This is a genomic window from Fusicatenibacter faecihominis (assembly GCF_020686945.1).
Classification (GTDB): domain Bacteria; phylum Bacillota; class Clostridia; order Lachnospirales; family Lachnospiraceae; genus Limivivens; species Limivivens faecihominis.
Genome location: NZ_JAJEPR010000003.1, coordinates 157,570 through 173,656, shown reverse-complemented (window position 1 = coordinate 173,656; position 16,087 = coordinate 157,570). Strand labels below are relative to the sequence as shown.

The window sequence follows — 16,087 nt, the reverse complement described above, 5'->3', positions numbered from 1 at the left end:
TTGAGGAAAGGAGGGACTTCCTGAGATGATGAAGAAGGAAAGATCGATTTTCCGCATGATCCTGACAGCCATGCTGGTTGTCCTGGGACTTGAAGTCCTGCTGCTTCTATTGGCATTTTATTTCAGCAATATGGGCCCCCAGATGAACCAGAACGCCATGGATATTGTGGAAAAACAGGTGGAAAACCGGAGCGCTTATCTGGAAAATGTTATGCTGGCCAATCAGGACTTAAGCGTCCTGTCGGCAAAGATTAATGAGACAACGGCGTCTCTGACGGAAGAGGGAGCGATCGACCTTGAGACTCTGGATGACAGCGGAGAAAATGCCATGCCTCTTCTGAGTGCGGTCAGCGCTAATCTTATCAGCACGCTGCGGAGCAAGTCTGTCACTGGCATTTTCATGGTTCTGAATACGGAAGATCTGGATCAGATCGGGGCGGATGTTACCCTGCCGGGAGTTTATATCCGTGATCTGGACCCTTCGACCACGCCTTCCGAGAGAAATACGGACCTTCTTCTGGAGCGTTCACCGATTCAGCTGGTGAAACAGATGGATGTCGCCACAGACAAGGGCTGGTTTTCGTCCTTTCCGCCGGAAGCGCTGGAAGAGGAAAGCTTCATCTATCAGGTTTTCCAGGCGGCTTATCAGGATAAAGGCCAGCTCGATGCGGCGGAGTACGGCAGATGGACCAGAAAGCCTTTTGTCTTAAAAGGAGATGGCCGTTCCGCTCTGGCTTATACGATACCGCTGATTTTTGAGGACGGTACGGTGTACGGCGTGTTGGGTGTGGAGATGCTGACTTCCTATATGCAGTCTTTGATTCCGAATAAGGAACTCCAGAATCAGGGCTTCGGCACTTATTATCTGGCTTCCACTAGGGAGGAGCTTTCCGGAAAAAGCGTTGAATTTCAGGAAGCGGCCTGTTCCTCATCAGCGGGAACTATACAGAATTTTTCTGCTGAGAGTATGACGCTCACGAAGGAAAGTGGAGATTACTGGTTAAAGGATACGCCGACGAACAAGGTCAGCTTTGCCTCTGTACGGCCGCTGACGCTCTACAGCAGAAATGCTCCTTTTTCCGGGGAACAGTGGGTGCTGGTGGGAACGGTGGAGACCACCTATCTGTTTGCTTTTTCCAATCATGTAATCTTTCTCATGGGAGTCGCTATTGTCATGATTGTGGCAGTGGGTCTGATCTGCAGTCTGATTGTAAGCCGCTATCTGGCACGCCCTATCTCAAAGCTTTCCGGAGAAGTGGCTGCGGCGCAGAAAAATCCCACGGCCATGCCGAAATTTTCCACCACTCATATCCGGGAGCTGGATCAGTTTGCTACAGCTGTGACGCAGTTAAGCCATGATGTGCTCAATACTTCCACAAAGTTTTTGCGGATCATGGAGATGGCGAGTGTGGATCTGGGCGGCTATGAGGTCCGGAAGGATTCGCCCACGGTCTATGTGACAGAGAATTTTTTCAGTATGCTGGGGATTCCTGAAAAAAAGGAAGAGAACCTGACAAAAGAACGTTTCCAGGAGATCATGACAGAGTTTGAAAGCGTCTGTAGGAGCAGCAAGGGCTATGCGGGGGATCTGATCTACCACATTCCTCTGCCCGACGGAAAAATACGCTATGTCCGCATTGAGACCACCAGTGAAGCGGATGCCCAGGTCGGTCTGGTGGAAGATGTGACGGCTGTCACCACCGAGCGGCTTCGAATCGAGCATGAGCGTGATTACGATCCGTTGACGGGACTTTACAGCCGCAGAGCTTTCCAGAGGGAGAGCAAAGCTATTTTCGCCCGGCCGGAGAAATTAAAACACGCAGCCCTCATCATGATGGATACAGACAATCTGAAGCATATGAACGATACCTTCGGCCACGACTGGGGCGATAAGTATATCCGGAGAGCAGGACAGTGTCTGGCCTGGAATACGCCGCCGGGTACGCTCTGTGCCCGGATTTCCGGCGATGAGTTTAACGTGCTGTTTTATGGCTATGACAGCCAGGAGGCCATCCGGGAGGAGATTCGGAATCTGAAGACGGCGGTGAAGGAGACTTCGCTGACTCTTCCGAGCGGCAGAGAGCTGCACCTGAGCATTTCCGGAGGTATCGCCTGGTATCCGGAGAACAGCCGGGAATTCCCGATTATGAAAAAATACGCGGACTTCGCGATGTATCAGGTGAAACGAACCCAGAAAGGCGAGCTGGCCGAGTTTGATCCCGAAATTTACAGGAAAGAGGCCGTTGCCACCGAGAAACGGCAGCAGTTCCAGAAGCTCATCCGGGAAGAACTGGTACGGTATTATTTCCAGCCGATCATTTCCGGAAAGACCGGAGAGACTATCGCTTACGAGGCCCTCATGCGTGTGAGTCTTCCGATGATTACCAATCCGGGACAGGTCATGGAGCTGGCCAGGGAGGAGGGCTGCCTCCATGAGATTGAGCGTATCACGATGTTTAAATCCGCCGAGAGCTATCTTTTCCTGGAGCGGGAGGGCCTGATCAGCGGAAAAGAGAAGCTTTTCGTCAATTCTGTTGCAAGCCAGCATATGACGGAGGCGGAGAGCGAAGAGTACGCGCGGCGTTTCACTTCCCTCCAAAGCAGGCTCGTTGTGGAGATCACAGAAGAAGAGGGCATGGACAGCAGTGCGCTGGAGATCAAGAGAAATACACTTGGTTTACAGGGAAATTTTGCACTGGATGATTACGGAAGCGGCTACAGCAATGAGAAGAACCTCATCGATCTGTCACCGGCCTACATTAAGGTGGACATTTCCATCATCCGGGACATCGACAAGAGCCAGGATAAACAGCAGATCGTTTCCAATATCGTTTCCTATGCCCATGAGAGAAATATGCAGATCATCGCAGAAGGAATGGAGACGGCGGCCGAGCTTGAAACTGTGCTGGCTCTGGGCGTGGATCTTCTACAGGGATATTTCCTGGCCCGCCCGGCAGCGGTTCCAAGTAAAATCAGCGATGAGGCCCTGGCTGTGATCCAGGCTTTTGAAGCAAAGCAGACGGCGTCTTCTTGAAAAAAATTATTGACAAAAAGAGCTCCATCCGCTATAGTTAAACCCATCTGAATATTTCGTGGGGGAGTAGTTCACACGCAAGTGTGGTTTGTCAACAGGCGCGGTGCCATTTGAGGTACCTGGCAAATCTTAAAGAATGAGACTCACATATGATTTTCCAATGGTGAAGTCATATGTGAGCTTTTTTTATGTTATGGTGACGCTTGCAGATCTGAACGGTCGGAAACGGAAAAAAACAGGTTCAGAAAACGGAGGAAAAAGATTATGAATGAAATTTTGCAGAGCGTACCCTTTGCAGTGGTACTGCTGGTCATCGGCTTTGTGTTTCTGGTAAAGGGAGCCGATGCCTTTGTGGAGGGCTGCAGCAGCGTGGCCAAGCGCTTTCATGTGCCGACTCTGATTATCGGAATGACGATTGTGGCGATGGGAACCAGCCTTCCGGAGACCGCAGTCAGCATCACGGCTTCCATTTCCGGAAACAATGCTCTGGCCGTCAGCAACGCCGTGGGTTCCAACATTTTCAATCTGATGGTTGTTGTGGGTGTCTGTGCAGTGCTGACACCGCTAGCGGTTCAGGTGGGAATCTTAAAGCGTGATTTTCCCTTATCCATCGCCTGTGCGATCCTGCTTCTGATCTTAGGAGCTATCGACATGACGCTGGGCCATGTGGACGGAGTTGTCTTTATCGTTCTCTTTGCTTTCTTTATTCTTTACATGATCCGTTCCGCAAGAAATGCCGGAAATGGGGCTGAGGGAGAAGAAGATGAGCTTCTGGCTGAGGCAGAGGAAATGCCCGTCATGTCCGTACCGAAGAGCCTCATCTACATCGTGGCAGGCGGCGTGGCGATTGCCCTTGGAAGCGACTGGGTCGTGGATGGAGCGACGACAGTGGCCTCTGCGATGGGCATCAGCCAGACGCTGATCGGCCTTACAGTGGTGGCTTTTGGAACCAGCCTTCCGGAGCTTGCAACCTCCATCGTGGCAGCAAAGAAAAAGGAAGTGGATATGGCCCTCGGAAACGTCATCGGTTCCAACATTTTTAACATTCTGATGGTGCTTGGTATCGCCTCCGCGGTCAGCCCGGTGGCTTTCCTGACGGAGAACGTCATCGATATCGTGATCCTCATCATTTTCAGTGCTATCGTATGGGTTCTGGCCTGGACGAAGAAAGAGCTGAACCGGAAGGAAGGTATCCTGATGCTGATTCTTTACGCCGCTTATGTGGTTTATATCTGCATCCGATAGGAGAAACGTATGGCAAATATCATAGAGATTACAGATTTTGAAGCTCCGGAGCTGGATGTCTTTACCCGGCTTACGGAGAATCAGCTTTTGAACCGGCACGAGCCGGAAAAAGGAATATTTATTGCCGAGAGCCCGAAGGTTATTGAGCGGGCTCTGGCTGCAGGCTGCCGTCCGGCAGCCTTTTTGGCGGAAAAAGGAAGAGTCCGGGGAGAAACCTGGGAGATCGTGGAGCGGTTCCCGGAGCTTCCGGTTTTCACAGCGGAGTTTGAGGTTCTCTCCAAAATGACAGGCTACAATCTGACCCGGGGCATGCTCTGTGCGATGTACCGCCCGGCGCCGAAGACCATCGAGGAGGTGGCTCAGGGAGCCCGGAGACTGGCAATTCTGGAAAATGTGGTGAATCCCACGAATGTGGGGGCTATTTTCCGGTCCGCGGCGGCCCTCAACATTGACGCGGTAATTCTGACGCCGGACTGTAGCAATCCGCTTTACCGCCGGGCAATCCGGGTGAGCATGGGGACGGTTTTCCAGATTCCCTGGGCTTTTGTGGATAAAGAGCTCTCCTGGCCCGAGGAGGGTGTAAAAAAACTGAAAAGTTTAGGCTTTCGAACGGCGGCGCTGGCTCTTTCCGACGACTCCGTCAGCATCGACGATCCGAAGCTCATGAGTGAGGAGAAGCTGGCGCTGATCCTCGGAACGGAGGGGGACGGCCTTGCGAAGGCGACCATCGCCGACTGTGATTACACGGTCCGCATCCCCATGTCCCACGGCGTGGATTCCCTGAATGTGGCGGCAGCCAGCGCAGTGGCGTTCTGGCAGCTGGGACGTAAAAAGTAATGTTGAAAAACCCTCTGTACAGTTTTTTACGCGGATGTTATAATAAAAAACAGTGAGAAAAAATCTGGGAAGCTGATGGAATGAAGGGGATGTGAAGAAATGAGTGCAGAGAGTACGGAAGAAAAAGATGTCATGAGCGGGCCGGAAGCGGAAGAGTTCATAGAAGAACTCAAAAAAGTATTTTCTATTGTGCGCCTTCTGGATAAAGACAATTTTGAGCACATGGAACGGCATTATAACGAACATGTCGAAGTTCCCTGCCAGTGTTACGAGATATGGAAAAAGAAAAGCCCCTGTGAAAACTGTATTTCCACCAAGACCTTTGCGGATGGAAAGCAGCGGACAAAACTGGAATTTATAGACTCCAAGATCTATCAGGTGATTTCCCGTTATATCGAGATCGACGGGAAGCCGTATGTGATGGAGCTGGTGAGCCAGCTGGATGAAAATTCCCTCGTGGATGCTGACGGCAGAAAACGTCTCTTAAAGAAGCTGGCAGGCTATAACAAAGAACTTTATACCGATGTCCTTACAGGTACTTATAATAGAAGGTACTATGAAGAACAGCTGAAAATGATGAGAGAGGCTGCCGGTGTGGCAATGATCGTTCTGGACGATTTCAAGATGTACAACGACACCTACGGCCATAAGGCCGGTGACAGAGTCCTGGACACTACCGTACAGATCATCCGCAGCTGTATCCGGAAATCCGATATTCTGGTTCGCTACGGCGGAGATGAATTTCTTCTGATTCTGCCCGATATCGAGGAAAAGAATTTCGTGGAGAGGCTGAAGAAAATTCAGGAAGAGATCCATAAGAGCCAGATTCCCGGTTATACGAAGCTTCAGCTTTCTGTGAGTATCGGCGGCGTTCTGACAGATCGTGAAACCGTGGAAAGCGCGGTGAACAGGGCAGACCGCTTCATGTACCAGGCGAAGATACAGAAGAACATGGTCGTGACGGAGGACGGAGCGTTTCAGGGGTCAAACGGCAGTTTTGCCATTCTGAACCGGAAAAGAAAAAATCATCGGGTTCTCATAGTGGATGATTCGGAGATGAACCGTTTTCTGCTCCGGGAGATGATCGGACCGGAATTTGAGATTCTCGAGGCGGAGAATGGCGCAGAATGTCTGGATATGCTGAGGCGTTACGGCACAGGAATTTCCTTGGTTCTTCTGGATATCGTTATGCCTGTGATGGACGGTTTTGAAGTTCTGGAGAAAATGAACAAGAATCACTGGATCGATGATATCCCGGTTATCATGATCTCCAGTGAGGATTCGGCAGCCTTTATCCGGCGGGCCTACGATATGGGCGTTTCCGATTATATCAGCCGGCCTTTTGACGCCCAGGTGGTTTACCGCCGTGTCATGAACACGATCAAGCTCTATGCGAGACAGCGCCGTCTCATCAATCTGGTGACGGATCAGGTCTACGAAAAAGAGAAGAACAACCGGATGATGATCGGTATTTTAAGCGAGATTGTGGAGTTTCGTAACGGCGAGAGCGGCCCCCATGTGCTTCACATCAATATGATGACGGAGCTCCTTCTGGAGGAGCTGGTCCGCAAAACCGATCTCTACAATCTGACCTGGAACGACCGCCTTCTGATCACAACGGCTTCCTCCCTTCACGATATCGGAAAGATCGGAATCCCGGAAAGCATCCTGAACAAGCCGGGGAAACTTACAAAGGAAGAGTTTGAGGAGATGAAAAAGCATACCCTCATCGGTGCTTCCATGCTGAAAAACTTGGGCATGTACCAGAACGAGCCTCTGATGGAGACGGCTTATCAGATCTGCCGCTGGCACCACGAGCGCTACGACGGAAAGGGCTATCCGGACGGACTGGCAGGGGAGCAAATTCCGATTTCTGCCCAGGTGGTATCTTTGGCGGACGTTTACGATGCGCTGGTCAGCGAGAGAGTCTATAAGAAGGCCTATTCCCATGATACGGCGCTTCAGATGATCCTGAACGGAGAGTGCGGCACCTTCAATCCGATTCTGCTGGAATGTCTGAAGAGTATTCATGAGATCGTGCGCCACGAGTATGAGAAGGAGGCTTCCAAGAGCAAGGACGCAGAAAAAACTGAGGATGTCGTGGCCAGGCAGCAGCAATACGAAAAAACCAAAGAATATTTTTTCAAGTCCATATCCAAGGATATAAAAAATCCCCAGGAGGATTCCTCCGGGCTGACCGAAGATACCGGAAAAAACTTCGAGGGGGGGGGTATAACCGGATACGCGGGATGGTCTGACAAGAAAGAGAGTCAGTATTCGATCTGTATTGGAAAAACGCTGAAATATCAGCAGGATAATAAAAGAAAATAAGAACACCTTAAGGAGAAAGAGATGAATAACTGGAACAATGTGGTTTTAGAGCCCGTTTTCAATGAGCAGGGAGTTATCTGTTATCGTCTGGAAGGCGAAAATTATGTAAATGAGTATTATGTGACCTCAGAGGCAGAGACCAGAAAGCTTCTGAACACACCGGAGATTGTAGGTTATGAGGTATACAACTGCCTGATTCCCTCCACCTCTCAGATGCTGTATTATTTAAAAGAGCAGAAAAAGGTGACAACTGCCAATATTCTCTCGATTCTCAGGGGTGCATTAAACTACCCTCTCGAGGAGAGCTGCTACCGGGAGCACATCCGCGTTCATGATATCAGCTTCCTCTCCAGTGAGCGTGTGTTTGTGGAGGAAGAGATTGCAGGTCTTGAGATCAAATACAGCAAGCTCACGATGGTGCCGGACAGCACGCTGCTGATTGGAGATATCATCGCCAGCGGCGAGACGCTGATCCATTGCCTCCGCTATGTGACGGACTTCTACAGAAGTCATGGCGCGAAGCTTCGCAATATTATCATCTTTACGATCGGCGGCACTAAGGGCATCGAGATCTTGGAAAAACTGACGCAGGAGATCCGGGAGTTCTGGCCGGAGTTTGAGGGCTTTATCACGATTTATTATGAAGGAATTTTCAGCACCTATCAGGACAAGGGCGTATCTGGCATCAACCTGCCGGACGTGGATTTCTACTGGAAGGACGGCATTGTAGCGCCGGAGTTCCGCCGGGAGACCCTGTCCATGTGCAGTCCCCTTTTTGAAAAATGTATCATTTACGATGGTGGCGCCAGAAGATATGAGATCCACGAGCATGTGGAGGAGGTTCTGGCTTTCTGGGAAGGCATTTTGAAACGGGCAGATCAGATCGATTTCGAGGAGCTTCTGGCGGAGAAACTGGGCCATGCGCTTGAGATCAGCTATGAGGACTGGATCGCAGTCAATCATTATCAGAAGATTCGCAGAGCAGACACCAGATGGCTTTATCAGCAGGAGCGGGGCTATATCGAGAGCGTCCGCGGTATGAGCCTCAAAGAACTGGCAGAGCAGCGAATCGCTGAGTTCACCGGCACACTGAAAAAGTACATTTTATAATTAAAAAGGGAGAAAAACACAGCATGGGTAAGGAAATGGCAGCAAAGAAAAGCACCACGAAAACCACTGACATCGACTATGCGGAGCAGGCCGTACCGAAAGAGAGCCGGAAAGGGTTTGTGAGCATGTTCATGATCATGCTGGGATTTACCTTTTTCTCAGCCAGCATGTGGGTAGGCCAGCAGCTGGCGGAAGGCCTGGATTTCTGGGGCTTTCTGGGTTCACTGATTTTGGGAGGAGCGATCCTCGGTGCCTACACAGGCCTTCTGGCCTATGTGGGAGCGAAGACGGGACTCAGTATGGACCTTTTGGCCAAGAAAGCCTTCGGTGAGAAAGGCTCCTGGCTTTCCTCAGCGATGATCAGCTTCACCCAGATCGGCTGGTTTGGCGTTGGTCTGGCCATGTTTGCAATCCCGGTGGCGGGAGAGATCTTCCACGGGAATGAGGCGGCAAAGTGGATCCTTGTCGTTGTGGCAGGCGTCTGCATGACGGCTTCCGCTTATTTTGGTATCAAGTCTCTGACCCTGGTCAGCAGCATTGCAGTGCCTCTGGTAGCGGTCCTGGGAACGGTGGCCATGGTTATGGCTGTGCGGCAGGGAGACGGCACGATCATTGATCAGTTTGCAGTCTCCAGCGGGTCCTTAAGCGTCATCGGCGGCGCCGGTCTTGTTATCGGCTCCTTCGTATCGGGCGGAACGGCCACACCGAACTTCACACGCTTTGCCAAGGATGCGAAGTCAGGCACGATCGCTACGGTGATTGCGTTTTTCATCGGAAACTCGCTGATGTTCTTCTTCGGAGCCATCGCCTATATCTTTGTGGGTGGAAATGATATCTTCGAGGTCATGATCCGGCTGAATTTGTTCTATATGGCGATTCTGGTTCTGGGCATGAATATCTGGACAACCAACGATAACGCCCTCTATTCGGCTGGCCTTGGACTGGCCAACATCTTCGGACAGAAGAAAAAGCCCATGGTGTTGATTTCCGGGGCGATCGGAACGATCCTTTCCGTATGGCTTTACTACAATTTCTGCGACTGGCTGAATATCCTGAACTGCACGCTGCCACCGGTGGGAATCATCCTGGTACTCAGCTACTTCATGAACCGGAAGGAGTATGAGGAAGACAAGGTGAAGATCGTCACCGTAAACTGGTTTGCAGTGGCTGGCGTGGTTCTTGGAGCCATCGTGGCAAACGTTGTGCCTGCGGGCATCGCCTCCATCAACGGCATGGCTGTGGCAGCCCTCTGCTATGTCATCGGAGAACTGAAAAAATAGAAAATGTGAGATCCCCTGTTTGCCGGACGAGCGAGCAGGGGATTTTTGGAAAGAAGGGAAAGATATGGCATTGTATGCGCTGGGAGATATGCATCTCTCTTTTTCTGTGGATAAGCCCATGGATATTTTTGATCCCGTCTGGAAGGATCACGAGAAGAAGATCGAGAAATACTGGAGAAAAAAGATCACGCCGGAGGATACGATCGTCCTCACCGGAGACCATTCCTGGGGAAGAAATGTGAAGGAGTGCGAGGCGGATTTTGCATTTATTGAGAGCCTGCCCGGACGGAAGATTCTCCTTCGGGGAAACCATGACATGTTCTGGGATACCAAGAAGACGGAGCGGCTGAATCAGGAATTTGCGGGCCGCTTTTTCTTTCTCCAGAATAATTTTGCCGTCTATGAGGGCTATGCTCTGGTGGGCACGAAGGGCTACTGTTACGAGGGAAAAGATTCCATCGAGCATTTCCTGAAAATCCGCAAGCGGGAGACAGAACGTCTTCGAGTCTCTTTTGAGGCGGCGAAGGCCGCAGGTTATGAGAAGTTTCTGATGTTTCTTCACTATCCGCCGACGACCATCGGGGAGATGGAAAGTCCCTTCACGAGGATGGGCGAGGAGTATGGAGCCGAGCAGGTGATCTATTCCCACTGTCATGGAAAAGAACGGTTTGACGATAGTTTCAAGGGCGAAGTGAATGGCGTTTATTACCGGCTGGTGTCCGGGGATTATCTGAAATTTAAACCGGAAAGAATTTTATAAAAAAGAAATCCGCGAAGCTTTGAGGCTTCGCGGATTTTTTTGATTGAATTTTTACTGAGCCACGTTGACAAACTGGCTGTTGTAGAGGTGGTTGTAGAAACCGTCCTCCTTCATAAGGTCGTCGTGGGTGCCCTGCTCGATGATCTGGCCGTCTTTCATGACCAGAATCCAGTCCGCATTGCGGATCGTGGAGAGACGATGGGCTACGATGAAGCTTGTGCGTCCCTGCATGAGCTGATCGAAGGCTTCCTGAATCTGCAGCTCGGTACGGGTATCGATGCTGGAGGTTGCCTCGTCGAGAATCAGCATGGGCGGCAGGCAGAGCATGACGCGGGTGATGCAGAGAAGCTGTTTCTGGCCCTGGCTTAAGCTGTCCTCGGTGAGAACCGTGTCCAGTCCGTCGGGCAGACGGCGGATAAATTCCCAGCTGTGGGAGCGTTTGGCTGCCTCTTTGATCTCCTCATTGGTGGCATTGGGCTTTCCGATGCAGATGTTCTCACGGACGGTGCCGCTCTTGATCCAGGTGTCCTGGAGCACCATACCGTAGTTGCTTCTGAGGGAATGGCGGGTCACATTCTTGATGGGCTGACCGTCCACGAGAATATCGCCTTTGTCCGTGTCATAGAAGCGCATCAGCAGGTTGATGAAAGTGGTCTTTCCACAGCCGGTGGGGCCTACAATGGCCACGCGCATACCGGGTTTGGATTCAAAGTTAAAGTCTTCGATGAGCTTTTTGGATTTATCATAGGAGAAGGATACATGTTCGATGTTGACTTCTCCGGCTGCTTTGCCCATTTCTTTTTTCTCCTCGGGAACCTCAGCCGGTTCTTCCAGAAGCTCGAAGATACGTCCGGCGCAGGCCAGAGCGTTCTGAAGCTCGGTGATGACGGAGCTGATGTCGTTGAAGGGCTTCATGTACTGGTTCGCGTAGGAGAGCAGTACGGAGAGGCCGCCGACGGTGAGGAAGCCGCCTGGGATCATGAAAGCGCCGACCAGAGCCACGCCTGCGTAGATGATGTTGTTGACGCAGCGGGTGGAGGGGTTCGTCAGGCTGCTGTAGAACACAGCTTTCTGGCTGTAGTTTTTCAGATCCTCGTTGATCTCTGCGAAACGCTCGGAAGCCTTGTCCTCATAACCGAAGGCCTGTACGACTTTCTGATTTCCGATCATCTCCTCGATGAGAGCGGTCTGTTTTCCGCGGGTCTCACTCTGCTTCCGGAACATCTGGAAGGAGTGGCTGGAGATGAATTTGGCCACGAAAAAGCTTAACGGTGTCAGGACGATAACCAGGAGGGTGATCCAGACGTTTTTGGAAAACATGAAGATCAGGGTTCCGACGATGGTCACGATACCGGAAAACAGCTGGGTGAAGCCAAGAAGAAGACCGTCGGAGAGGATATCGGTATCGGCGATGACACGGCTGATGATATCACCGGTGCTGTGCTGATCCAGATAGGAGAGCGGCAGCTCCTGAATGTGACGGATGGCTTTGGCACGGATATCCTGTACCGTGCGGTAGGTCATCCGGTTGTTGATGATGCTCATAACCCAGGTGGAAACGGAGGAGACGATAACCATGACGAGAATCCGGGAGAGGTAATACCACATCCGGTCAAAATCAACGGCATGGGCGCCGACTACTTCATCAATGGCATTTCCGAAAAGGATCGGTACATAGAGCTGCAGCACGACGGTGACTGCAGCCAAAACAATACTTAAGATCAGAAGAAAACGGTAATTTCCGATCATCCGAAGGACTTTAAAGAAGGTCTCCATACTGCCTTTTGGCATTTTTTTCTTTTTGCTGTTACTCATTTGGCTGCCTCCTTGTAGTTTTTGCGTTCCTCAGGAAACTGAGAGAAGAAGATCTCGCGGTAGGTCTCGCAGGAAGACATGAGCTCCTGATGAGTGCCTTTTCCGGCGAGAAGGCCGTCGTCCAGAACGAGGATCAGGTCCGCCTGACGGATGCTGGCTGCACGCTGGGACACCAGGAAGGTGGTTACGTTGCCGCTGAGGCTGTGAAGCGCTTTCCGAAGGGCGGCGTCGGTGGCAAAGTCCAGAGCGCTGGCACTGTCGTCCAGAATCAGGAATTCAGGTTTTTTCACGAGGGCACGGGCGATGGTGAGACGCTGTCTCTGACCGCCGGAGAGGTTCCGGCCGTTCTGCTCCAGATGGAAATCCAGCTGGCCGTCTTTTTTCTCGACAATCTCTTTGGCCTGGGCGATTGTGAGTGCTTCCCAGATGTCTTTATCTGTGGCGTCATCGCGGCCCCATTTCATGTTGGCACGGATACTTCCCTGGAAAAGAGCTGCTTTCTGGGGAACCACGCCGATTTTACGGCGGAGCGCACCGCGGGGATAATCTTTGACATCCACGCCGTCCACGAGGACTTTTCCTTCGCTGGCATCGTAGAAACGGGTGATTAGGCTGACCAGAGTGGATTTTCCGCTTCCGGTACCACCGATGATGCCGACGGTTTGTCCGGGTTTTATGGAAAAGCTGATGTTGGAAAGGCTGGGAGCCTTGCTGTTCTGGTAGCAGAAGGTTACGTTGTCAAAGGTGACAGCCGGGCTGTTCTTTTTCGCGGAAACGTTTTTTTCCTTGTAATCCATGGAAGAACGGACTTTCAGAATGCCGGCCACACGCTCGGCGCAGGCGGCGGATTTGTTCAGGGTGATGATCAGGGAAGCCAGTTTGATGAGCTCCACGATCATCTGAGCCATGTAGTTGTAGAGAGCAACGACTTCACCCTGCTGCATGTTTCCGAGGTTTACCTCCACACCGGCTTTCTGGATCAGGAAGACGGTGGCGATGTTGATGAGCACATAGGTTGCCGGATTGAGGAAAGCGGAGATCCTTCCGACAAACTCATTCAGTTTGGTGAGGTCTCGGTTGCGGGCGTCAAACTCTTCTACGGACTGCTCTTCCCGGCAGAAGGCGCGGATGACGCGGACGCCAGTGAGGTTTTCACGGGTCAGACGGGTAACGGCGTCCAGACGGCCCTGCACTTTTTTGAAAAGCGGGATGCTGACATACATGATAACGAAGGCCACCAGGAAAAGGATAGGGATCGCAACCACGAAAACCAGGGCGCAGCGGATGTTGATTGTGAAGGCCATGACCATGGAACCGAGAACGATGAAGGGGCTTCGAAGAAGCAGGCGAAGACCCATGTTCAGTCCGTTCTGGACCTGGTTCACATCATCAGTCAGACGGGTAATCAGGGTGTCTGTTCCGAGGGTATCCAGCTCGCTAAATGAGAGGCGCTGGATGTGGTCGAAAACGGCCTGACGGAGATTTGCAGCGAAGCCGACGCTGGCTTTCGCTGCGAAGTACTGGGCGGTGAAGCTGCAGGTAAGACCGGCTGCCGCCATAAGGATCAGAATAAAAAATCTCTGGACAATGTAACCGTGGTCGTTCTGAGCCACTCCCACATCGATGATCTGGGCAATGACAAGGGGAACGATCAGGTCAAACACGACTTCCAGAAACTTGAAAAACGGTGCAAGAATACTTTCCTTTTTATATTCTTTCAGATAGCACGCAAGTGAGCGCATGTTTTTCCCTCCTAAATATTTTTTTCCGCTTTGACTTATCCATTATAGTCTTGTACAATGTAATATGAGTAATATTGTTTTTAAAGCAGATTGATATAAAAAATATATAAGTATAAAAGAGGAGCGTAAGTTTCGCGATATGCGAATAGCGGGCAGGATTGCGGGAGTGCGAAGCACGGAGCAATCCGTGTAATTATCAAAGGAGGTATTATCTATGGAGATCAGGCAGCTGGAATATTTTCGGGAGATCGCGACGACGGGGAGTATCAACGAAGCGGCCCGGCGGCTTAACATGTCACAGCCGCCCCTGAGCTATCAGATGAAGCAGCTGGAGGCGGAGCTCAACGTCACACTGTTTGAGCGGACCAGGACAGGGGTGACGCTGACAGAAGCAGGAAAGCTTCTGTATGAAAGGGCGGAGAATCTTCTGAATTTTGTGAGCTCCACCCGGCAGGAGGTGGCGGAAGCCGGAAAGAAGCGGGTGCTTCGTATCGGCATGACGCCGACCACTGTGGGTACCATGATGCCCTTCATCTCAGAGTTTGCCCGAAAAAATCCCGATGTAAACTTTGAAGTTCACGACGGGATCACTTATACCTTATATAATTATCTGATGGATGGAATTGTGGATGTGGCCGTGGTGCGGACGCCCTTACGGCTGGACGGCGTGGAATATACGGAGCTTCATCAGGAGCCGATGATCGCCGTGATCCCTTCAGAGATGCGGCTGGAGCGGGAGTGCGGTCTTCGATTGAAGGATCTCATGAACAGCCCGCTGATTTTGTACCGGAGATATGAAAAATTTATCATGGACGCTTTTTCTGCCCAGAATCTGACCCCGGATATTTTCTGCCTCTGCGACGACGCGAGAGGAGCCATGCTCTGGGTGCGGGAGGGGCTGGCCGTGGCGATTTTCCCGGAATCCATGCGCTGCTTCTGCGAGGGGCTCCATATAGAGACCCTGGCGGAGCCGGCCCTGGAGACGAAGATTCTCCTGATCTGGAAAAAAGGAAAGCAGCCGACGAGTCTGGTGCAGAAGTTTCTGGATATATGCATGAAATAAATTGCGTGAGCTGCGGGGCAGCGGGTGCAATTCGCAGGTATCACAGAAAAGCCAGTCGGAAAATCACTCCGACTGGCTTTTCTGTGATATGATCTTTCAGTCCATTCAGGCTTTGGCAGCGTCTGCATCGCTATCTTCTGCAACCTCATCCTCGCCATTGTTGGCATACTCGGCAATGTGGAAGATCAGCGTATCCTCCGGCGTGGTGATGTGTACGGTCTTGCCTTCCGGAATGACCAGATCTTTTACATGGAATTCACGGACATCCGGGGAAAGGGTCTTGAAGTCAATGACGATGGTGTCCAGCATGTTGGCAGGATCTGCTTTATAGTGAACCTCATTCAGCGTCTGCTCTACGATACCCTGAGCGGCATCCTCATTTTCCAGAATGACCTGAACAGAGGTGGCGACGGTCTCACCGGCGACCAGAGCCTGGAAATCCAGAGCCATGATCTGTTTCTTCATGGGATCATAGTCGATATTTTTTACAAGGGCATCGACCTGTTTTCCGTCGAGATCAAGCATTACCTGAGTACCTTCTTTGTTGGCTTTGATAAAGCGGAGGGCTTCCGGCTCCATGAGCTGAATGGGAGTAGACTCCTTCATTTCTTTTCCGTAAAGGACGCCGCAGACGAAACCGTCGCGTCTCAGTTTCTTTGCCTTTACTTCCGGGTTCCTTTTTTCAACTTTCAGTGTAATCATGATAAATGCCTCCTAAAATCAACTATTTATTCAGTCGGATTCATAGATCTGATTGATAATTTCTTTGTTCAGTTCCGTATTATAGCACCTTTTTTGAAATGTGAACCAGAAAAATTGTGAAATTTTTGTGACGAAAAAAATCCCGGCTGCCAGGAGTCGGGATTTTTC

General features: G+C 51.2%; 11 protein-coding genes. 8 read left to right on the top strand and 3 right to left on the bottom strand.

Features of this window, described 5'->3' with window-relative positions:
- Window positions 1-25 precede the first annotated feature (25 nt).
- The 7 genes from LKD71_RS02880 to LKD71_RS02850 all read left to right on the top strand — a co-directional run bounded on the left by LKD71_RS02880 (window position 26) and on the right by LKD71_RS02850 (window position 10,597).
- Window positions 26-3,034, top strand: a complete 3,009-nt coding sequence (locus LKD71_RS02880) for an EAL domain-containing protein (protein ID WP_227614273.1) — start codon at window positions 26-28, stop codon at window positions 3,032-3,034.
- A 264-nt stretch (window positions 3,035-3,298) separates the two neighbouring features.
- Entirely contained in the window at window positions 3,299-4,279 is a 981-nt protein-coding gene (locus tag LKD71_RS02875; protein WP_227614272.1) for a calcium/sodium antiporter, read from the top strand.
- A gap of 9 nt (window positions 4,280-4,288) precedes the next feature.
- Window positions 4,289-5,116 carry a TrmH family RNA methyltransferase gene (locus tag LKD71_RS02870; protein WP_227614271.1) on the top strand — a complete coding sequence of 276 codons (828 nt, stop codon included), beginning with the start codon at window positions 4,289-4,291 and terminating at the stop codon, window positions 5,114-5,116.
- A 99-nt stretch (window positions 5,117-5,215) separates the two neighbouring features.
- On the top strand, window positions 5,216-7,447 hold the full coding sequence (locus LKD71_RS02865; RefSeq protein ID WP_227614270.1) for a diguanylate cyclase domain-containing protein: 2,232 nt from the start codon (window positions 5,216-5,218) through the stop codon (window positions 7,445-7,447).
- Between the two features lie 21 nt (window positions 7,448-7,468).
- On the top strand, window positions 7,469-8,557 hold the full coding sequence (locus LKD71_RS02860) for a hypothetical protein (RefSeq protein WP_178045709.1): 1,089 nt from the start codon (window positions 7,469-7,471) through the stop codon (window positions 8,555-8,557).
- A gap of 23 nt (window positions 8,558-8,580) precedes the next feature.
- Entirely contained in the window at window positions 8,581-9,837 is a 1,257-nt protein-coding gene (gene codB / locus LKD71_RS02855) for a cytosine permease (RefSeq protein WP_227614269.1), read from the top strand.
- A 64-nt stretch (window positions 9,838-9,901) separates the two neighbouring features.
- Window positions 9,902-10,597 carry a metallophosphoesterase gene (locus LKD71_RS02850; RefSeq protein ID WP_227614268.1) on the top strand — a complete coding sequence of 232 codons (696 nt, stop codon included), beginning with the start codon at window positions 9,902-9,904 and terminating at the stop codon, window positions 10,595-10,597.
- A gap of 51 nt (window positions 10,598-10,648) precedes the next feature.
- Here LKD71_RS02850 and LKD71_RS02845 read toward each other — a convergent pair whose 3' ends face one another.
- Window positions 10,649-12,412: an ABC transporter ATP-binding protein gene (locus LKD71_RS02845; protein WP_227614267.1), complete on the bottom strand. Its 1,764-nt coding sequence runs from the start codon at window positions 12,410-12,412 to the stop codon at window positions 10,649-10,651.
- Window positions 12,409-14,154, bottom strand: coding sequence for an ABC transporter ATP-binding protein (locus tag LKD71_RS02840; RefSeq protein ID WP_227614266.1), 1,746 nt, complete (start codon window positions 14,152-14,154; stop codon window positions 12,409-12,411). The genes LKD71_RS02845 and LKD71_RS02840 overlap by 4 nt, the downstream gene beginning before the upstream one ends.
- A gap of 214 nt (window positions 14,155-14,368) precedes the next feature.
- Between LKD71_RS02840 and LKD71_RS02835 the strand changes: the two genes are divergently transcribed.
- Window positions 14,369-15,217, top strand: coding sequence for a LysR family transcriptional regulator (locus tag LKD71_RS02835; RefSeq protein WP_227614265.1), 849 nt, complete (start codon window positions 14,369-14,371; stop codon window positions 15,215-15,217).
- A 105-nt stretch (window positions 15,218-15,322) separates the two neighbouring features.
- Here the strand turns inward: LKD71_RS02835 and LKD71_RS02830 are convergent, their stop codons facing one another.
- Window positions 15,323-15,919 carry a 50S ribosomal protein L25 gene (locus LKD71_RS02830; RefSeq protein WP_227614264.1) on the bottom strand — a complete coding sequence of 199 codons (597 nt, stop codon included), beginning with the start codon at window positions 15,917-15,919 and terminating at the stop codon, window positions 15,323-15,325.
- Window positions 15,920-16,087: the final 168 nt, after the last annotated feature.